Here is a 20,234-nt window from a genome sequence, read left to right on the forward strand (position 1 = left end):
AAAACAGCAGGAAATGAATTCCCTGCTGCTTACTTTGTTTCGCGGTGCACTGTCATTTTTTTATCTCTGGAGCAATATTTTTTAAGCTCCATACGGTCCGGGTTGTTACGTTTATTCTTTTTAGAGATATAGTTACGCTCACCACAGTCAGTGCAAGCAAGTGTAATATTCACACGCATGTTTATCCCTCCAAACTGTTCAATCATTAAATGTAATCAGACTTTAACATCATACCACTGATATTCTGAAAAAGCCACTCTATTTTTCACTTTTAAAGGTGTTTATTTTATTTGAGTAAACCGTATTCATTTTCTCTGCTACTTCAGGCTGACGGTCTACGGTGATCACGGTAAGCATGGCATCCTCCCGGCTTGCTGCAATCCGTGTCCAGCTGCTTTCCCCGTGCCTGATGTTGACCCCTTCTGCCAGATGGACATTCTCATACTCCTCTTCTAAAATGATCTGTCCGAGCAGCCTTCCTTCAAACCCAGCTTTGCAGGAAATAAATTTGCAGACGGCTTTCGAGTAAAGGTTCAGCTGTTCTGCTGTGTGAGGACATGTCTTCATTTTTTGGAGAAGGGCGTACAAGAGCTGGATCGGTGTATCAGTTCCGGCGTCCACCTGCATGACCTCACGTAAGACTGTACCGGTGAGGGGCAGCATCCCCTGGCTGCCGGCAAGCTCCAGCGTCTGTTCTTTTTCATTCAGCCGGAATGTAAAATCCTGGTCCGTTATGAACTGCTGAGCAGGGGTATGAACAAAAGTGCGAAATCCTGATTTTTCCAGAATTATTTTATGAAACCGGCTCGCAAGCTCATCAAGCTCAATCCCTATATTCAGTCCATTCGCATGGCAGCCGGAAAGCACTGCCGCTAATTCCTTCTCCAGACCGGTAATTTTTGTTTTCGTCCCTGCCGAAGAGGACACAGCCATCGTCGCCTGCTGAAAATGCGTTTCGATTGATCTCTCTATTTCAGAAGAAATGATTTGTCCTGATGCATCGAAGAGGTGAAGGAAGACGGTCTCATTGTCCTGCAGAAAGTATAAGCCCATTTTGTTCAGATTGCAGCAGCCATTGCGGAGGCCAGAAGGAGAGACAGGCGTCTTCTCGATCATGACCGGGCAACCGAACGATCTTAAGCTTTCTGTGAAAATGGCTGCTAACAGACTGGATTGGGTATTTCCATCCGTTCCGCAGAGGATGCCCGTTTTCCCGCAGGCTGCCGCAAACGCCTGCGCGGCCTTAGCAGACTGAACGCTTCCTCCATATGCAGGAGAAAGCTCGATTCTTCCCCTTTTCATAAAGAGGGCTTCTTCTGCAAAATAGCGCCCGCAGAACGAGTCTTCCACTTGAACCGCTTTTCCGATCACTTGACCGGGCCATATCTTAACCTGGTTCTGCACGATATTCTCTCCTTCCAGAATGACGTTTTCACCAAGAACAGATCCCATTTTCAGCTCACTGTACGGATAGATATCACATCTGCTGGCAATGACCGCCCCTTCTATTACGGCACCTGACCGGATTTGCTGGAGGTCCCATAAAATAGAATGGCGGATGACAGCATCCGATTCGATATGAGACCCTGCCCCAATGATGGCATAAGGGCCAATCCTGCTCCCTTTTTCAACCACTGTTCCACTCCCGATCAGGAGCGGGCCTTCGAGTATGGCTCCCTGCTCGATGAAGCAGCCTTCTTCGATACAGACCGGTTTCTCTCCGGTGCCATTCAGAGCCCAGTCAGGTGAAATCAGTTTCACCCCATCCAGCATATCGAACTGGGCAGAACGGTATTCTCCGTGTGACCCGATGTCTGACCAGTAGCCGGCAGCTTGATGCATGTTCACTCCTCTCTTCAGGAGCTTAGGCAGCACGTCCCTGCTGATATCCTGGGGTTCCCGGCTGTCTATGTATTCAAGAATTTCAGGCTCAAACACATATAGTCCTGAATTAATGGATTCGCTGTACACCTCTGTCTTATGAGGCTTCTCCAGGAACTCCATGACTTTACCGGAACCATCTGCGATCAGGGTGCCGTATTCACCGGTCTGGCTCTTGCTTGCTGCAAAAATGGTCGCCATGCATCCGGACTTTTTATGAGCGGCCGTTCCTTCCGCGAGGTCAAAACTGCTTACCGTATCTCCGCTTATTACTAAAAAGGTGTCCTGAAGCAGCGGCTCTGCCGCCTTCAGGCATCCGGCCGTGCCAAGCGGCTCCTTTTCCCGGACATACGAAATCCGTACGCCATACGCGGAGCCGTCTCCAAAATGCCGTTCAATGATGCTGCTCTTCCAGCATAGCGCCAGAATCAGTTCGGTCATGCCATGTCTTTTAAGATGCTCAATGGTGTATTCCAGAACTGGCTTATTAAGCAGCGGAACCATCGGCTTCGGTCTTATCGACGTGAGCGGCTGCAGCCGCGAACCAAAACCGCCGGCCAGAATGACTGCCTTCATATAAAAAACCCCTGCCTTTCACCAAGAGTGCAGTAATCGTTTATATAAATCGGATGTCTTTTGTGCGACCCCCATCCAGCTGAATGCCTCAGAAGCTGCCCGGGCCCCCGTTCCAAGTGCTGCTGCCTTTTTCTGATCATAAGCAAGAGTCAGGATTGCCGAAGCAAGCTGCTCCACTTCCCCTCTTTTATAAATAAGCCCTGTCTTCCCGTCTTCAGCAGCCTCAGGGAGCCCTCCGGCGTCTGAAACGACCATCGGCTTACCTGCTGCCATGAATTCCAGTGCCGCTATCCCGAATGGCTCATATGTGCTTGGCACACAGGTTATCGCTGCATGATGTATATATCTATTCAACGCTTCCCCTTTCATAAAACCGGGAAAGATGACATCATCCTGAATTTTCAAGTCCTCCGCCAGTTTTTGATACAGGGGTTTGCATGGACCTTCGCCTGCTAAAACAAGCTTGTATCCCGGCAATTTGTGTTTCATTCGTGCAAAAGCCTTCAATAGGTCCTGAAACCCTTTTTCCGGTACAAACCTGCCCATCGCCATAAGATAGGGAGCTTGAAGAGCAGGCGCGACGGCACGGCTCAGAAAAGGAGAAACACCGTTGGGGATAACGGTAATTTTCCTGGCTTCTGCTCCAAGCGTGAGCAGCTCCTGCTTCATATAATCACTGCAGACGATCAGACTGTCTGCTTTCTCAATCAATTTCTTCTCCATTGAATGAATCAATTTTTCTGAATGGGTCTTTAATTTTCTTTTCCTGCCGGTTTCGAGTGAATGAATGGTGGCAATGAGAGGAAGTCCGATGCTGTTTTGCACATAAAGAGCGGCTCCCGCTGTAAGCCAGTCATGAGCATGTACAGCCTGAAAGCCGCCTTGCAGGGCAGTTAAATAGCGGATCCAAGCCAAATTCACGTTTATGATCCATTCATATGTGCTGCTGAAATAAGCAGGGTCAGGACTTAGCGGGCGGGCGATCGTAAAACCGGGGGAGCCCTGGCAGTCACCTTCTTTATACGGCAGGGTTAAAACCGTTCCGGTGATACCATGGTGAGCAAGTTCGTTCGTCAGATGAAAAACATGGGTCCCAATCCCTCCCCACACGTGCGGAGGGTATTCGGTTGTCAGCATGAGAATTTTAGATGAGCACTGGTTCATGAGGTTGGTTCGTCTCCATAATCAGTGTAAGCAGCAAAATGACTGAAATAAGCAGGAAGAATTCCTTCATTAAATAGGTTCTGATCGGTTCCGGAAGATTCGGCAACATGCAATTTCATATTGGAAGAGTTAAAGATCAGGAGCTGCAGCTGCAGCGGATCAACACCGCTTTTAATGGGAATGGCCATATCTCCGGAGGAGGAATAAACGGGATAATCCGTTTCAAGCAGTTTCTGTGCACGGCAGCCGAAAGACTTGAACCGAATTATTTTGTAAAGGCTTTCATAATCCTCCTGCATTAAAATGGATGCAGCCTCCTGCGTGATGGAAGATATGTTCCATCGGGCAAGAAGCCTGGAAGAATGACGTTCAACTGTCAGCCAGTCTGCAGTATGCTTTGTCAACGGATGTCCTCAATTCGTTATTTTCCTTTACTATAATTCATATCGGATCAGCCGGCAACCGCAAACTCCATTCTCTTTCTCAATATCATCGTTTTTTGCAGATTTCGATAAAAACCATTAAAAAATTCGACAAACTATGATATAAATGATAAGTGAAAACTTTGATAGAAGGTGAAGACTAATGGAAATTGTCATCGTGGTATTGCTGGCTGCAGCGATCGCCCTGCTGGTCTATTCATTCACGAAAAAGGATAAGGTTCAGGAGATCGAAAAAGACTTGGATCAGCTCCAGCTTTCAGCCATGCAGGAAATTTACAAGCTGAAAAAGAAAGTCAAAGTGCTGGAGGAAGAAATCCTGCAGAATGACATTCAGTCCCTCTCTCATGAGGAGCAGCTCGATTCCTATATTGAAAAGAAGGTTTTGGCAAAATATCAGCACGGGATGACGGTTGATGGGATTGCCAGATCAGAAAATATTACTGAAAAACAGGTACAGGCCATTATTAAACGGAATGAGAGGGTACTGACATGAGCCGGAAAAGCATACAGGCTTTCTCTGCCGGGATCATTTCTGCTACGGCCATTCTATCGATCACTTATTTTCTTACCCCGGATGAAAAGGCGGAATCAGCTGATCTGACCGAAAAGCAAGTGAACACGTATCTTGCAAGCGAAGGGAAAGTGTCCATTCAGCGAAAGGACTATGAATCGCTCATCAAGACAAAAGAAGCCTTCAGCACCCAGAAAAAACCGCAAAATCCAACCCCTTCCAAAGATCAAAATAAAACCCCTGAACAGGAGTTTTACCGGATTTTCATTCATGACGGGATGAGCATTGATGCAATTGCCGACCAATTAGAAGAAGGACAGGTCATTCAATCATCTGAAGACTTTTCTAAATACTTAATTGACGCCGGCCTCCATACTAAAATCCGCCAGGGGAACTTCAAGCTTCCCACAGGGCGTACGAACGAGGAAGCAGCAAAATTGCTCGTTAAATAAAGACCATGAAGCATGCGTCCAACAGCAAAACCCCCGAATCCGATTCGGGGGTTTTGTCTTTATACAATACTTAGAGCCTCTAAAAGCGTTCTGCTGTGATTCTGCCGCAGCAGGTCTCGCACTTGTATTGGAGAACAATGAATTCTTCCTGCATTCTCATCTGCAGGAAACCGGATCGGTTCTGTTCTCTTTAATTATTTAAATCGTAGTGCCTTCCTTTAACCAAGTAGAAAATATTCTCGGATATATTAGTCGCGTGATCCGCAAACCTTTCAAGATAGCGGCTTACAAATAATAGCTGCGTGATTTGAGGCATGGAATCCCTGCTGGTCTGGGTAAGTTCAAGGAGTTCACGGATGGTCTGCCCGTAAAGGTCATCGACCTGGTCATCCATATCCGCTACTTTTTTCGCCAGTACAACATCTTCTTCATTAAATGCTTTAATGGAAAGCGAGAGCATCTCGCTGGCAATCGCGTGCATCCTCTTAATCGTCTCTATAGGCTTTATGAGAGGATCATCTCCGATCCGTATAGCTGACTTTGCGATATTCACGGCGAAATCCGCCATTCTCTCCATCTCATTGGAGATTTTGATGGCTACCATTATTCTTCTTAAGTCCGTTGCAACGGGCTGCTGTTTTGCGATCAGAAGAATCGATAAATCATTGATTTCTTCATCCAGCTGATCAACAGTCTCGTCCTCTTCCATAATTTCCAGTGCTTTTTCAATGTTTTGATTCTCAAGAGCATCTATGGATTTAGAAAGGGCGATTTCAGTCAAGCTCCCCATCTCGATCAGCTTCTGCCTTAAGGTGTTTAAATCAAAGTCAAATTGTTCTCTTACTGCCATGTAAATCCCCTCCTGATTTGTTCACATTTCCTATATTGTACTACTGCTCGCCTGAAAATGCATGAATAAAACGGAATTGGAAAAGCCGTGCTTTGTGCACGGCTCTTTATATCAGCCAAAACGGCCGGTAATGTAATCTTCTGTACGCTTATCATCAGGCGTAGAGAATAGCTTGTTCGTGTTGGAATACTCGATTACTTCTCCGTTTAAGAAGAAAGCGGTGCGGTCAGAAATACGTGCAGCCTGCTGCATATTATGGGTTACGATAACAATGCTGTAATTTTGTTTCAGCTCCTGAACAAGCTCTTCCACCTTAAGTGTGGAAATAGGATCCAGGGCAGAAGTTGGTTCATCCATCAAAATAACATCCGGCTCGATTGCAAGGCAGCGCGCGATGCATAGACGCTGCTGCTGTCCACCTGAAAGTCCGTATGCATTTTCTTTAAGGCGGTCTTTAACTTCATCCCAGATGGCCGCGCCTTTTAAACTTTGCTCTACGATTTGATCGAGCGTCTTCTTGTCACGGATTCCGTGAATTCTCGGTCCGTATGCTACGTTGTCATAGATGGATTTAGGGAATGGGTTTGGTTTTTGGAAAACCATCCCTACCTGTGTTCTAAGTTCTTCTACACGATACGTTTTTTCAAAAATGTTCTGTCCGCGGTAGAGGATTTTACCGGATGTGCGAACGATCGGCACAAGCTCCACCATACGGTTTAGAGTTTTGATGTATGTGGATTTACCGCAGCCTGACGGTCCGATAATCGCAGTCACTTCGTTCTCATACACATCAAGGTCAATGTTTTTTAACGCCTGGTTATTGCCGTACCAGAGATTGAGGTTATCTGTTTTATAAACGATGCTTTTATCTATAGCCGCATCCGCAGGCTTATTGTTTCTCATTGTTTTTTCATCTTTAACGACTGTTTTGACTTCCATGGCGAAATCCTCCTTCATCTTTGAACCAAATTAATATCTTTTTGAAAATTTATTCCGGATCAGGACAGCAATCGAGTTCATAACAATCAGAATGATGAACAGAATGATGATGCCTGCTGCAGCAAGAGTCTGGAAATCTTCCTGTGGACGCGCTGCCCACTGGTAAATTTGAATCGGCATAACGGTAAACGTGCTGAATAGATCATCCGGCAGATAGCGGACAGCTGCAAACGCTCCTACAACAAGAAGTGGAGCAGTCTCTCCCACTGCACGGGAAAATGCGAGGATACTCCCCGTCAAAATTCCGGGCACAGCAGTCGGAAGAACGATCCTGTAGATCGTCTGCCATTTTGTAGCGCCCATACCGAACGATGCTTCTCTAAGCTGTCCCGGGACAGAGCGGATCGCTTCCTGGGAAGCTACGACAATGACAGGCAGGATTAGCAGCGCCATGGTAAATCCTCCGGCAAGGATACTTCTGCCAAGGTCAAAGAACCGGACGAAAATTGTGAGTCCCAACAAGCCGAAAACAATGGAAGGTACGCCGGCAAGATTGGAAATATTCATTTGAATGAACGTAGTGAATCGGTTTTTCTTTGCATATTCCTCCAGGTAAATAGCAGTTCCCACTCCCAAAATGAGGGATACCGGTATCGTTACTGCCATTACCCATATCGTACCAAAGAATGCAGCCTTAATTCCAGCTCTGGAAGCTACATAAGATGTGAAATTCTGCAAAAAATCCCATGAAAGGTAAGCATATCCTTGAGTGAATATCCGGAACATTAGAATTGCTAATACTACCAGTGAAAAGAGGGTCGCAGCCAGATAAATCCCTTTAAAAACCTGATTTTTCGCTAGACGGCCGCCCATTTTCTTAACTACCAGTGACTGGTCGATTAACTTCATATTAATACTCCTCTCTGAAGCGGCGTGAGATGTACTGTGCAAGAACGTTCATGATCAGAGTAAACACAAACAGTGTCATTCCCACAGCATAAATGCTGTAATAAATCGTAGTACCGTACCCTGCATCACCTGTGCTCGCCTGAACGATGTAAGCAGTCATTGTCTGAATCGTTTCAGTCGGGTTAAAGGTGAAGTTCGGGTTGGACCCACCTGCAAGTGTTACGATCATGGTTTCTCCAATCGCACGCGATATGCCAAGAACGAATGAAGCAACAACTCCGGAAACAGCGGCAGGAAGAATAATCTTGATTGCCACTTCGAATTTTGTAGCTCCCATCGCCAGGGCTCCTTCGCGGATGGAATTCGGCACTGAACTCATCGCATCATCTGACAGGGATGCGATCATCGGAATGATCATAATCCCGACTACAATTCCTGGACTTAACGCATTGAAGAAGCTTAATTTCGGAATTGCCTGCTGCAAAAGAGGAGTTACAAATGTTAAAGCGAAAAACCCGTAAACAATTGTTGGAATTCCAGCGAGGATTTCCAGGATGGGCTTTACGATTCTTCTAACCCGGTCGGAAGCATATTCACTCAAATATATGGCTGCTCCAAGGCCGATCGGCACTGCCACGATGACAGCGATAACCGTGACCAGAAGCGTCCCAGCGATCAAAGTTAAAATTCCATAGACTGGATCTCCTGCAAACGGGAGCCATTCAGTCTTCGTGAAAAATTCACCGATCGGGACCTGTGAAAAAAAGATAAATGTTTCCACGATTAACGTGTATAAAATACCCAATGTAGTGAGTACAGAAACAATCGCGGTAAACAAAAGAAAATACGGAACTGCTTTTTCAATAAAATTCCCAGCACTGTTTTTGGATTTTTTCTTTTTTATCAAATCTCTTACAGACTGGCCGTTTGCTAAAGCCATTTTGAAAACCCCTTTCCCTATACATAGGAAGATGAGAAGCAGGGTCTGCTTCTCACCTATTAGATTGTTTCAGCTATTATTTAGTAGCTTCTTCGAATGCTTTCATTGCAGCATCTGTTTCGTCTTGTGGAAGGCTTACATATCCAGCTTCTGGAGCCATTGCACTTGCATTTTCAAGATAGAAGCGAACAAATTCTTTTACTTCTTCTTTTTCTTTCATAGAATCATTTTTCACATAGATATACAATGGGCGGGAAAGCGGGTTGTAAGAACCGTCTTCAACTGTTGCGTCACTTGGCTCAACTGCTTTACCTTCTTCATTTACAACAGGAACAACTTTGAAAGAATCTTTGTTGTTTACGTAGTATGCATATCCGAAGTAGCCGATTGCATTTTTATCGTTTTGAACACCCTTTACAAGAACGTTGTCATCCTCGGAAAGTGTTGCAGCTTTCGTCATTTCGTTTTCTTTATCATTGGCTTCAAGAATTGCTTCTGTGAAGTAATCGTAAGTACCGGAATCAGTTCCAGGGGAATAGAATTTGATTTCTTCTTTCGGCCATGATGGATCAATGTCGGACCACATTTTCGCTCCGCCGTCAGACCACATTTGCTGAAGCTGGTCAACTGTCATTTCTTTAACCCAGTCATTTTCTTTATTAACTACTACAGAAAGACCGTCATTTGCAACTTTAAATTCAGTGAACTCGATGCCTGCTTTTTCAAGAGCTTCTTTCTCTTCGTCTTTGATTGGACGAGATGCTTGTGAAATGTCAGTCTCACCAGCTGCGAAACGCTCGAAACCGCCGCCTGTACCGGAAACACCGATAGGAGCTTGTACATCAGGGTGTTCTGCATTAAATTCTTCAGCTACTACTTCACCGATAGGACCTACTGTAGAAGATCCATCGATCATGATTTCGCCGGAAAGTTTCTTTTCGCCTTGCTCTTCCGTTTTAGGCTCACTGTTGTTGTTTCCGTTGGAGTTTTCTCCGCCGCCGCAAGCAGCAAGTGCAAGGAATGAAGATGCCATGATGGACACGGCTGCAAATTTCAAGCTTTTCATTATTTCTTTTCCCCCTATATGTGGTGTTTTTGTCCTACGTGAATAAGAATACCGTTAGACTATTAACTTGGTTTTAACCAATTGTTAAGGTTTTGTAAATACGTGATGCTTTTTGTCGTTTTTTAGAAGGTAAACTCCAATTTTTCTCAAAAAAAGAGCACTCTCGATGGAGTGCTTTTATTATGCCGAAAGTGCCTGATGATTATGCAGAAAATTATCCTGCTTCAGCAGATACTGCTTTTTCCTCAATTTTTTCGATATTCTTTTCCTCAAGGTTCTCTTTTTCATGTTTGGATTTTAGTTCAAAGTACTTATCCATAATTCTCCTGCTGATCACCTTGTTGATCGAATTGGCATTTGAGCTCTTATCATACGCCCATGGAACAACAACTGAAAAGGCTACCTCGGGCTGATCGTGCGGTGCATACCCCACCATTGTCAGGTTATAGGTCGGAGATAGAAACTTATTTTTATCCGGTCCATCGTAAAAAGCCTGTGCTGTCCCGGTTTTTCCCGCCGGGCTGTAGTCGGCTCCCATGAAGTACGAATAACCGGTACCTCCTTTTTCCTGCATAACCTGCCTGAAGCCTTCCTGCACTCTTTCAATATTGCCCTGGTTCATCGTAAGCTTATTCAAAATCTGCGGCTCAGAAGACTTCGTTACCGGTCCGAGTCCTTCTCCCGGTGCCGGCTCCCTGATCTCCCTCACCATCTGCGGCTTCATCCTGTAGCCCCCGTTCGCAATCGTGGAAACATACTGGGCGAGCTGCAGCGGGGTATACGTATCATATTGGCCGATGGACAGGTCTAAAAGAAGCCCGGGCGTGACAGAGGTGCCTTTATAGCCTGCAGCTTCGTTCGGAAGATCAATTCCTGTAGGCACTCCGAGGCCAAATTGGCTGTAATAGTTGCGCATCACACTGAACGTTCCGGTATCCAATGGAAGAGCACCGTTTTTCTTATACTTCCCGCCGGCCATTTCAATTGCCGTTTTAAACATGTACACATTGGAGGAGCGCTTCAGTGCTTCGGTATCATTAATGGAACCCATTGTCTGATAGGACTTTTTCGGATTGGAACCGGCGATATATAATGGTTCATCCAAAAGCACCGTTCCAGGTTTAATGGCACCTGACTCATAACCGGCCAGAACGGTTGCGCCCTTAACAGCAGATCCCATCGTATAGGAGGATGTCATGGCACCGAGTGAAAAATCCTTCATCTTACGGGCACCGCTGCCCTCTTTAATGATCTGTTTTCCCGCCATTGATAGAACTTCCCCATTACTCGGGTCCATCATCACGACGAACGCCCGGTCGAGCATCGCTGTTCCTGATTCCTGTTTCGCAGCCTTCAGCTCTTCCTCGATGATTTTTTCGACTTCCTTCTGCAGCTCAATATCCACAGTCAAAATTAAGTCCTTCCCGCTTTTCCCTTCGGAAATGACTTCTGTATCAAGAATGTTTCCTTCACGGTCCGTAATATTCTTTGCTCTCGCTTTTTCTCCTTGAAGGACTTCCTCGTACTCCATCTCCAGGTAGCTCGTGCCGACGCGGTCATTAAGGCTGTATCCCTTTGCAAGGAATGTATCACGCAATTCCCTTGGGATCCCCTGCTCCGGAGAAGAGATATTGCCAATCATCGTCCTGAGCATCGTGCCGTATGGGTACTTACGGTCCCAGTCAGCCGTGATGTCGACGCCGGGAAGATCCTCCAGATGCTCACTGACTACGGCTACTTCCTTCGGTGTGACCTCTTTGTTTTTAATAATCTGCGGGGTCATCGTATACCCGGCATCCATTTGTCTTTTGATTGCGAGGATCTCCAGCTCTTCTTTTGATATAGAAGAAAGGTCTTCTTTCGTAATGCGGCTGAGCTGAAGATCATACAGCTGCCCCTCTGGAATTTCTCCATCCTGGACCTTTTGCCTGTCCTGATCTGTTATTTTCTTTTCAGCTTCCTCAGGCCGGGTAATCAGCCAGTAATCCTTCATATCCCGCTCTGTCACTTTATCCGTTTTTTGCTCAATCATGCCGGCAAGCTTCTTTGCGATCTCAAGTCTGTCTTCATGGCTTGCAGCGGATGATCTCGTATATGTAATAGCATTAAGCGGTTCATTATCTACTAGGGCACTGTAATTGCGGTCATATATTTTCCCGCGCGGAACAGTTGAACTGATATCCGTTTCCTCTTTCCGGTCCAGTTCCTTTTGATAATCCTGGCCATATACAATCTGGACAATTCCAAGTCTGAGAACGATTCCGCAGAAAATGAGAAATACAACTAAAAACAACGCATTCAATCTGAACGGGAGGTATTTTTTTCGTCTTCTCCTGTTTCCGTTAGTCATTGGATCCCACCTTTTTTGCACCTTTTTCATAAAATAGAAGAGCACCCATCAAGGAGGGTGCTCATTTATTGTATTCCTTTTTTACGGACATTTCTAGTCGCGCACTTTTTTGTTACAAAATTGTAAGGATTGCGGTTAAGTCCCATTTTCCCCGTCTTTCAGTGAAGGGTCAGCCTGCAAAGTATGGCTGTTCTCTTCCAGGTTGGCCTGCACATGGTCAGGAAGCTCCATTTTCCGGACAAAAAGATAGATGACGGTATGTCCAGCTCCGATAACGGCTAGAAATACAGGCAATGCCGTTTCCATGTTCATCTTCGTGACCACGATGATAAACCCGAGGATGGATACCACCCTGCCGGCATTAAGGAACAATTCTTTAACAACCATATACTCAACTCGGGCTTTTGCCGCATTCCATGCCCTGCCAATTACATCATACGTTATGGACGCATAAGGGACGAGAAGCATCGGGTAGGCTATGGCAATGCAGACCGCATACAGGAGCAAATTCTGATAAGTAAGTTTGATCAGGATAAGGAAAAGCGAGGAATACAGCAGGAGCCCGCCATATAATATGGCTCTTTTCCTGATTTTTTTTGTGATGATCCGTGACGCAGCGTAATAGGCAATAAATGCAACTGCGGAGTTCACCATCCCAAAGGTGCCGAGGGCAAGCTCACTTCCGGTTGCGATGAAGACAAATACACCAATTACAAATATGAAGGTCCCTTCTCTTAAGCCCTGAAAAAAATGCGCTCCGGTGATTAGCTTCCAGTTTTGGTTATTCCGGCGCTCTAAAAAGATCTCCCGGATTAAATACTGCCCGTGTGACGGTCTTCTTTTCAGAAGAAGACTCATTGCAACCGCACAGGCAAACAGGATGAGAGAGATGGTGAACACTACCCGGTACCCGCTGTTTCCTGCCAAAAAAGAAATAACAAGCCCAGCCGCTATCGGACCAATCATTCCGGCTGCGGAAGTCAGAATACCAAGAAACCCGTTAAAAAAATCTCTCGTTTCCGGTTCGGTTATCTCAAAGGTCAATACATTGAAGGCGAGCCAGTAAAAGCCGTAGCCAATCCCAAGCAGGACCCCCATCAGGATCAGGTAGCGGTTCGCCTGATCCCCGATAACAAGCACGAGAATATAAAACAAGGCCAGGAACATGACCCCTAATCGCAGCACGATGACCCGGTCCACCTTTTTAGCCCATCTTCCTGCCAGGATAAAGGTTAGAGGCTGCATAACAGCGATTGCTAAATTATACATTCCGAGGTCAGCAAAATCTCCGGTCTGCTTCCACAAAAAAACATTAACGAAGGAGTTGGAAAGCGCAATGCTTAAGGAGTAAAGACCGCCGATTGTAAGCAGCAAAAGAAGATCTTTGTTCATTTCGACGCCGCCAATCAGCTTTTGCAGTTTAGGCATGGCAAAACTTCCTTTCTGTCTCGTACTAGTGTGGCACGAGCGAAAGGAGATATGTATGAAAGGAAGGAAAAAACAAAAAAGAAGCAGGGATCTGCGCCCCTGCTTCCCAAGCATCTTATTTTGCTGCTTCGTACCGTTTGGAAACCTCATCCCAGTTTACAACGTTCCAGAAAGAACTGATGTAGTCAGGACGGCGGTTTTGGTAGTTCAGGTAGTAGGCATGCTCCCATACGTCAAGGCCAAGAACAGGTGTCTTGCCTTCCATAAGAGGGGAATCCTGGTTCGGAGTGCTTGTTACTTCAAGCTCACCATTGTTAACGACAAGCCATGCCCAGCCGGAGCCAAAACGCGTTGTAGCAGCTTTAGCAAATTCTTCTTTAAAGGCATCCAGGCTGCCGAATTTGCTGCTGATTGCATCTGCAAGTGCTCCTGCAGGCTCCCCGCTGCCATTTGGTGTAAGGATCTGCCAGAAAAGGGAATGGTTCGCATGGCCTCCGCCATTATTGCGCACCGCTGTTCTTTTTTCTTCAGGAACGGCATCAAGGTTGGAGATCAGATCTTCAATGCTTTTTCCTGCAAGATCTTCATGTCCTTCAAGTGCTGCATTTACGTTTGTTACATACGTATTGTGATGTTTCGTGTGGTGAATGTTCATTGTTTCCTTATCGATATGAGGCTCCAGTGCATCATAAGCATAAGGCAGCTGCGGAAGTTCGTAAGCCATTTTCAAATCTCCTCCTTAAATAGGTATGTATCCCAAGCATCAGGCTCAAGCCTTCTGCTTTCTGGATTCAGCGTACCAAATTAAGCTGAATGTTTCAACGAATATGATTGGGCTTTGATACCGTTGCCATTACCGGCCTGTCAAAGAACTGCGTATAAAAAGTATCCAATCATGATCAGCTGGATGATGCTTTTTGCAAAAACCCCTGAGATAAAGCCGATTAGAGAGCCGAGCCCTACCTTTACGGATGTTTTAAGGTCCTTTTTATGGACGATCAGTTCCGCAATAACAGCTCCGATAAACGGGCCGATCAGAATTCCCGCAATCGGTATAGCAAACGGTCCTACGAGCAGGCCGATCGTGCTTCCCCATATAGCCGCTCTGCTTCCGCCTACCCTTTTAATACCCATTAAGTTCGTTACATAGTCGGCTGCAAACAATACCGCGACGAAAATCCCTTCTATCATCCAGAAGGTATAGCCAAAAGAGCCGAAGCCGTAGAAAAAGCCGTAAAGCAGAAATCCTCCTACGATAAAAACGACACTTGGGATAACCGGATAGATCAGCCCGGCAAAAGCGATGATAAAAGCTGCAATAATGAGCGTCCAATATAAGAAGTCCATTTCATTCCTCCATTGCCAGATCAGCTTTTTTGGCTTGCGTTTATTAGGTAGTATAGCTAAAGATACCGGTTCGTAATCTACTTCCTGTATCCGAGAACGGCTTCGGCCACATTTACACAGTGGTCGCCGATCCTTTCTAAGTTGCTGATGATGTCAACAAAGACCATTCCAGCCTGTGCATTGCATTCGCCGCTGTTCATTCTGAGAACATGCTGTTTTCTCAAAGCTCTCTCCATCCGGTCAATTTTCTCCTCTGCTTCCAGTACACGGTTGGCAAGGCCAATATCCCTGTCATCCAGCGACTGTACGGCATTTTCAAGAGTGGTTAAAGTAAGTGTAAACATTTCTTCTAAGTCAGTCAGGGCTTCCTCTGATATCTTCACTTTATTCGTCAGCTTATAATCAACAAGCTCGATGATGTTCTCGAAATGATCCCCTACTCTTTCTATATCCCTAACTGTATCAATTAAAACAGAATGCTCAGCTGACTCCCCTTCGTTTAACTCGTTCCTGGATATAAGGATGAGGTAATCCGTTATTTTTCTGTCGAGATTGTTTAAAGCTTCTTCAATCTGTAAAGCATTGCTTGCATTTTTCTGCTGGTTCGTCTTTAAATATAGATCCGCTTCCTTCAACCCCTGTACAGAAAAGCGGCCCATTCTCAATACTTCCTCCTTCGCCTGTCCGAGGGCGATGGAAACCGATTGTTCAATAAACATCGGATCAAGCCGTTTTGTCCGGTATTCGACCCCTGACTCTTCCCCAGGAATGATCTTGCTTGCAGCCCAGGCAAGCGCTCCGATAAATGGAAGCTGAATAAGTGCGTTGGTAATATTAAACGATCCGTGGGCGAAAGCAATCGTCATTGCCGGATTCAGGCTGAGATTGGATTCCAAAGATTGAATGAAAACTGTAAAGAGCGGCAGGACAACGAGAAAGATCGACGTTCCAGCCAGATTGAAAATCACATGTGCCAAAGCGGTTCTCCGTGCTGTTAAGGAAGCTCCAATCGAGGCGAGTACCGCCGTAATCGTTGTCCCGATATTATCTCCGAACATAATTGGCAGAGCCGCCTGAAGATTGACAAGGTTTTGACCGTACAATTCCTGCAAAATGCCGATTGTGGCGCTTGAGCTCTGGACGAGGCCGGTCAGCAGAGTACCTGCAAGAACACCGAGCAGCGGATTGGCGCTGAAGCTTAAGGTAAGTTCCTGGAAAAATTCAAGCTCCCCTAGCGGACGGATTCCTTTTCCCATTAATTCGAGTCCAAAAAATAAAGCACCAAAACCGAAAACGACCTGTCCGGTATGATGAATGGTTTTGTTTTTCACAAAAAACAGAAGGAGCGACCCGGCTGCCAAAATCGGAAGCGAGTATTCAGAGACAGGGATACCGATCACGAATGCGGTGACCGTTGTGCCTATGTTGGCACCCATTACGACACCGATTGCCTGCTTCAGCTGCAGAAAGCCGGCGCTGACCAGACCAACAGCGATGACGGTTGTTCCGCTGCTGGACTGGATAAGAACAGCTACTGCCGTACCCGTTAAAACAGCGAGAAAAGGATTGCTTGTAAAGCGGTCGAGCATATCTCTGAGCCTGCTCCCTGCAGCACGCTGAAGTCCTTCACCCATGTATTTGATTGCAAATAAAAAAATCCCCAAGCCTCCAAGAAACTCAAATATTACCTGCTGGAGATTAAAATCCATGCTTTCTTTCCCTCCACCCATCATTCTTTAATGCGTTAACCAAGTCAATTATTAAGCAATTGTATATTTCATGTAAAGGATTTTCTTCGTATTATTAATTTTTTTACATTGCCCCCACAGAAAGCCTCCACTTGTTTCCCGCCCGCCATGCAGGTAAAATATGAGTTGGATTGAACATATAAGGGAAGTGAAAAGCTTGAATCTATTCAAACAGTTTATAAAAAGTCTATACTCACCAAGAGATATTGCATCCTTCCGGTTTCAGGGAATCGGAAAATCCATCTTGTATGTCTTTCTGCTTTGCCTTCTTTCCATTGTTCCTGCCTCTGTCTATGGCTCCATCGTTATTTCCGGCGGAATTGCAGCGGCAGAAAAGGCAAGCACCAGCCTTCCTGATTTTACGATTCAAAACGGACAGCTGACGGCAGAAACAGATAAGCCTGTTGAAATGAAACAAGGTGATATCATCTTAGTCCTCGACCCTACCGGTACATTCACCCGGAATGAGATCGAGCAAAAACAAAATGCAATCGGAATTTTAAAGGATGAATTTGTGTTTGCTACAAACGGGATTTCACAGGTTCTTCCGTACAGCGGAGCAGGAGACATTGCTGTGAATAAGGATCAGCTCGTAAGCCTCGCTCAGCAGGCTGGTGACCTGCAGGCAGCATTTATTGGCGGATTTGTCTTTATTCTCTATCTGATTTCCTCTTTTTCAAAATTTGTGGAGGTCACGGTTCTTGCTCTGCTTGGCTTGATTATCCGCAATATGCTGAGAAAGAAAATATCCTTTAAGCAATCATGGGTTATGGCCGCGTATGCCGTAACGCTTGCGACCATATTTTTCACGGTGATGAGTGCCCTCCAGGCATCCGTTCCCAGTCAGGGCCTTGTGTTATGGTTTGTACACGTCGTGATCCTCTATCTTGCTGTAAAGGAAGTCCCCTCAAAAAAAGAGCCGGAAGTGATCGTTTAAAAAATGGCTTTGTTAAAGCATAATGTTGATTTTTCACACCTGTTGATTGGAGCGAAAGGCGTGAGACTCCGAGCTGAGAGCAGCGGGACAGGTGAGACCCCGCAGTCGCGCAGCGGCGAGGAGGCTCACCGCCCGCCCCTGGATGAGCGAACGCCTGCCAGCTGCAATCAACAACCAAGTTTAATAGATCTTAAAAAATAGAAAAGGAAAAGCCGGAGCGGAAGCCGCCCCGGCTTTTTCGTTCATGATTGTTCGATCAGCTTGCTGTGTGAAATCTTCTTGATAAATCGGAAAGTTCACCGGAAAGAATGGTCAGCTTGCTGCCGATTTCATGCGTGTGATTGATCTGAATCATCTGTTCTTCTGAAGATGCAAGCATCTGCTCTGCGCTCGCAAGTGTTTCCTGAGAAACAGATACGAAGTTTTCTGCAGACTGCTCCATCCCCGGCAGACTCTCATGCAGGGCTCGCATATTTTCTTTCATTTCCTTCAGTTTCCCATTAACCCCTGTCATTTCTTGCATTAAATGATCAAAGGAGAATCTGGATTCTTCTGCTGCACTTAAATGAGATTTAAGGCTGCCATGAAGATTGCTGAACTCGTCTGCAGCTTTGTTCGAAATATTTTCCATCATTAAGATGGTGCCTCTTATTTCCTCTGCAGCTTTTGATGACTGATCTGCAAGTTTTCGCACTTCATCAGCCACAACAGCAAAACCCTTGCCTGCCTCTCCGGCTCTCGCCGCTTCAATCGCTGCGTTCAGCGCAAGAAGTTTTGTCTGTTCTGAAATCATCTGGATCAAAGCGACAACATTAGTAATCGTACCGGAATGGTTTTTCACACTGCGGATTGTTTCGTTCATTTTTTCAAACTCCGACCCGAAAGCATGTATTTCCTTGATAAGCCCGGATATTTTGCTCTCGCCTTTACCGGCTGAGCTGTTCATACCATCAGCGCTTTTGAACAAATATTCCATGCTCGTAAGTGCCGTATTTATTTCGCTTTTCATCTGATTAAAGGCTGACACATTCGTTTCAGACGTTTTAGCAGTCTGTTCTGCACCCAGTTTTACGACCTTGATCGCTTCAACGAGCTGCTTGTTTTGCTCCAGCACATCAGCAGAAGAAGCTGTCAGCTCCGTTCCGGTCTCAGATAAATTGACTGTAGTGGAATTCATATTGCTCAGCATAAGCCGCATTTGTGCAATCATTTGATTAAAGCTTGTGATCAGAGATTTGATCTCCGGGATTTCGGTTTTGATCTCGCGCCCTGCTGAAAGGTTTCCTTCTCTGACTTCTTTCATTACAGTTCTCAGCTCAGATAAAGGGTTTGTAAGCCCTCTTACAAAGAAAACAATAATCAGCGTCGCTGCCGCTATACTGATCGCTACCGTCCATGCAGTGAAAACAGCAAGTGAATAAATTGGCTCGAGATAGCTCTCTGTTTCTACAGCGATCATTAGGATGCCCTTCAATTCCTGGATTTCCATAATGGAAAATGTATAATCTGTACCGGCAACCTTTTCATGGATGACAGTTTGCTTTTCTTTCGATGCAAGCTTCTGCAGCTCTTCAAATTTGAGAGGCTCTCCGGTACCTTCGAGCATTTCTGCACTGCTGTCGGTGAGGAGGTAGAAATCTGCATTCAGCCCATCCTGTACGAGCTGGCTTGACTGTTTCGGAAGAACACTCTTTTCAAAACGTTTTAAAAATCCCTCTTCATCCCCAACGTAAGCGAACATTAAATTCGAAGCGATTTCATTTGTCGTATTTACCTCGCGCTCCAGCCTGTTTTCAATAATCGAAATGGTTGTGTGCTTCGCTTTCTGATAAGAGGTGATCCCGACTGATAATACGGAAGTAACTAATATAAAAAGAACAAGTGCAATAATCCTGAACCGGAGGCTGAGTCCATTTCCTTTAAACGGAACTTTTTTGAGGGGCGCCAGAATGGTTTCCTTTGAAGGCAGGGAAAAAGCAGATATGTGCTTAAGCAGCGCTTTCTTCATGAGGGAATATTTCTCCTTTTGCAATCTATTTTAGAACTATACTTAAATTATCCCAGAAAAATGTTAAGATAATGTAAATTATCCATTAATTTTTGCTGAACTCTGTCGAAACTAAAGACTTTTTACTCATATTTCTATCTTCCCCTCGCTTTCCACTCAGCCTTTCAGCCCTTATAAGCTCTTTTTCACCTGTGCCTCAGTTCCCGGATGCCGCACCTTTTTAGAGCAAGCCTCTGTCTGAATCCCGTAAAACCGGTATAAGTCAAGATGGACAAGCATATCTTTTAGCAAATACCGCTAAAGGGATGAGAACACGTTGAAAAGACTTATTCTGCTTTGCTCGATCGCATTGATCTCCTATATCATTTATTACGATCTGAGTGCAGGCACGCTGCCTGCTCCTGCCCGTGACGCTGTATATGCCAGTGCCCCCGGCCCTGAGGAGACTGAAAAGACCTATAAAGAATTGACAGTTCAAAGCGGGGAATCTGTACTGATGCTGATCAACCGGGTGAACCAGCATTCCATTCCAGTGCCGCTTGAAGAAGCAGCAGAAGATTTTGAACGTCTGAATCCCGGTGCCGAGGCAAGCAGCATCCGGATAGGACAAACCTATAAATTTCCTTTATATGAGTAGCCGGCTGTTCGATTTCCTTGTCAATTCCTCTGAATCACTGATACAATG

At 45.6% G+C, this 20,234-nt stretch carries 19 protein-coding genes; 4 read left to right on the top strand and 15 right to left on the bottom strand.

From position 1 onward, the window contains the following. Positions 1–29: 29 nt before the first annotated feature. The 4 genes from rpmG to GKZ89_RS03310 form a co-directional block, all read right to left on the bottom strand. The gene (rpmG, locus tag GKZ89_RS03295) at positions 30–179 is read right to left on the bottom strand and encodes a 50S ribosomal protein L33 (protein WP_155110921.1); all 150 of its coding nucleotides are present in this window, start codon (positions 177–179) and stop codon (positions 30–32) included. A gap of 79 nt (positions 180–258) precedes the next feature. Continuing rightward, positions 259–2,457: a nucleotidyltransferase family protein gene (locus tag GKZ89_RS03300; RefSeq protein WP_155110922.1), complete on the bottom strand. Its 2,199-nt coding sequence runs from the start codon at positions 2,455–2,457 to the stop codon at positions 259–261. 18 nt (positions 2,458–2,475) lie between these two features. Beyond that, a complete protein-coding gene (locus tag GKZ89_RS03305) occupies positions 2,476–3,621 on the bottom strand; it encodes a glycosyltransferase family 4 protein (RefSeq protein ID WP_155110923.1) in 1,146 nt (381 codons plus the stop codon). Further along, the gene (locus GKZ89_RS03310) at positions 3,618–4,025 is read right to left on the bottom strand and encodes a hypothetical protein (protein ID WP_155110924.1); all 408 of its coding nucleotides are present in this window, start codon (positions 4,023–4,025) and stop codon (positions 3,618–3,620) included. Before GKZ89_RS03310 ends, GKZ89_RS03305 begins: the two co-directional genes overlap by 4 nt. Before the next feature lie 181 nt (positions 4,026–4,206). Here GKZ89_RS03310 and GKZ89_RS03315 point away from each other — a divergent pair, with 181 nt between their 5' ends. Continuing rightward, positions 4,207–4,557, top strand: coding sequence for a hypothetical protein (locus GKZ89_RS03315; RefSeq protein ID WP_155110925.1), 351 nt, complete (start codon positions 4,207–4,209; stop codon positions 4,555–4,557). Continuing rightward, positions 4,554–5,027 (top strand): MltG/YceG/YrrL family protein, encoded by a 474-nt coding sequence (locus tag GKZ89_RS03320; RefSeq protein WP_155110926.1) that lies wholly within the window; start codon positions 4,554–4,556, stop codon positions 5,025–5,027. The genes GKZ89_RS03315 and GKZ89_RS03320 overlap by 4 nt, the downstream gene beginning before the upstream one ends. 190 nt (positions 5,028–5,217) lie before the next feature. Here GKZ89_RS03320 and phoU read toward each other — a convergent pair whose 3' ends face one another. The 10 genes from phoU to GKZ89_RS03370 all read right to left on the bottom strand — a co-directional run bounded on the left by phoU (position 5,218) and on the right by GKZ89_RS03370 (position 16,565). After that, positions 5,218–5,877 (bottom strand): phosphate signaling complex protein PhoU, encoded by a 660-nt coding sequence (phoU, locus tag GKZ89_RS03325; protein ID WP_155110927.1) that lies wholly within the window; start codon positions 5,875–5,877, stop codon positions 5,218–5,220. 111 nt (positions 5,878–5,988) lie between these two features. Continuing rightward, positions 5,989–6,780 carry a phosphate ABC transporter ATP-binding protein PstB gene (pstB, locus tag GKZ89_RS03330; protein WP_430696679.1) on the bottom strand — a complete coding sequence of 264 codons (792 nt, stop codon included), beginning with the start codon at positions 6,778–6,780 and terminating at the stop codon, positions 5,989–5,991. Between the two features lie 66 nt (positions 6,781–6,846). Further along, a complete protein-coding gene (gene pstA / locus GKZ89_RS03335) occupies positions 6,847–7,725 on the bottom strand; it encodes a phosphate ABC transporter permease PstA (protein ID WP_155110929.1) in 879 nt (292 codons plus the stop codon). 1 nt (position 7,726) lies between these two features. Then, positions 7,727–8,665 (bottom strand): phosphate ABC transporter permease subunit PstC, encoded by a 939-nt coding sequence (gene pstC, locus GKZ89_RS03340; protein ID WP_155110930.1) that lies wholly within the window; start codon positions 8,663–8,665, stop codon positions 7,727–7,729. A 76-nt stretch (positions 8,666–8,741) separates the two neighbouring features. Next, complete coding sequence (locus GKZ89_RS03345) at positions 8,742–9,731, bottom strand: PstS family phosphate ABC transporter substrate-binding protein (protein ID WP_155110931.1); 990 nt, start codon at positions 9,729–9,731, stop codon at positions 8,742–8,744. A 214-nt stretch (positions 9,732–9,945) separates the two neighbouring features. Beyond that, positions 9,946–12,081, bottom strand: coding sequence for a peptidoglycan D,D-transpeptidase FtsI family protein (locus tag GKZ89_RS03350; protein ID WP_155110932.1), 2,136 nt, complete (start codon positions 12,079–12,081; stop codon positions 9,946–9,948). A 135-nt stretch (positions 12,082–12,216) separates the two neighbouring features. Continuing rightward, on the bottom strand, positions 12,217–13,509 hold the full coding sequence (locus GKZ89_RS03355; protein WP_155110933.1) for an MFS transporter: 1,293 nt from the start codon (positions 13,507–13,509) through the stop codon (positions 12,217–12,219). Between the two features lie 115 nt (positions 13,510–13,624). Continuing rightward, a complete protein-coding gene (locus GKZ89_RS03360; RefSeq protein ID WP_155110934.1) occupies positions 13,625–14,233 on the bottom strand; it encodes a superoxide dismutase in 609 nt (202 codons plus the stop codon). 140 nt (positions 14,234–14,373) lie between these two features. Then, the gene (locus GKZ89_RS03365) at positions 14,374–14,856 is read right to left on the bottom strand and encodes a DUF456 domain-containing protein (RefSeq protein ID WP_155110935.1); all 483 of its coding nucleotides are present in this window, start codon (positions 14,854–14,856) and stop codon (positions 14,374–14,376) included. Positions 14,857–14,933: 77 nt separating this feature from the next. Beyond that, positions 14,934–16,565 (bottom strand): Na/Pi cotransporter family protein, encoded by a 1,632-nt coding sequence (locus GKZ89_RS03370; RefSeq protein ID WP_155110936.1) that lies wholly within the window; start codon positions 16,563–16,565, stop codon positions 14,934–14,936. Between the two features lie 160 nt (positions 16,566–16,725). On the opposite strand from GKZ89_RS03370, the gene GKZ89_RS03375 reads away from it, so the two are divergent. After that, positions 16,726–17,541: a DUF1189 domain-containing protein gene (locus GKZ89_RS03375; RefSeq protein ID WP_155110937.1), complete on the top strand. Its 816-nt coding sequence runs from the start codon at positions 16,726–16,728 to the stop codon at positions 17,539–17,541. 256 nt (positions 17,542–17,797) lie between these two features. Here the strand turns inward: GKZ89_RS03375 and GKZ89_RS03380 are convergent, their stop codons facing one another. Beyond that, positions 17,798–19,549, bottom strand: coding sequence for a methyl-accepting chemotaxis protein (locus GKZ89_RS03380; RefSeq protein WP_155110938.1), 1,752 nt, complete (start codon positions 19,547–19,549; stop codon positions 17,798–17,800). 316 nt (positions 19,550–19,865) lie between these two features. On the opposite strand from GKZ89_RS03380, the gene GKZ89_RS03385 reads away from it, so the two are divergent. After that, complete coding sequence (locus tag GKZ89_RS03385; RefSeq protein ID WP_155110939.1) at positions 19,866–20,186, top strand: hypothetical protein; 321 nt, start codon at positions 19,866–19,868, stop codon at positions 20,184–20,186. The last annotated feature ends 48 nt before the right edge of the window (positions 20,187–20,234 follow it).

The sequence above is a fragment of the Metabacillus mangrovi genome (assembly GCF_009711125.1).
GTDB lineage: Bacteria > Bacillota > Bacilli > Bacillales > Bacillaceae > Metabacillus_B > Metabacillus_B mangrovi.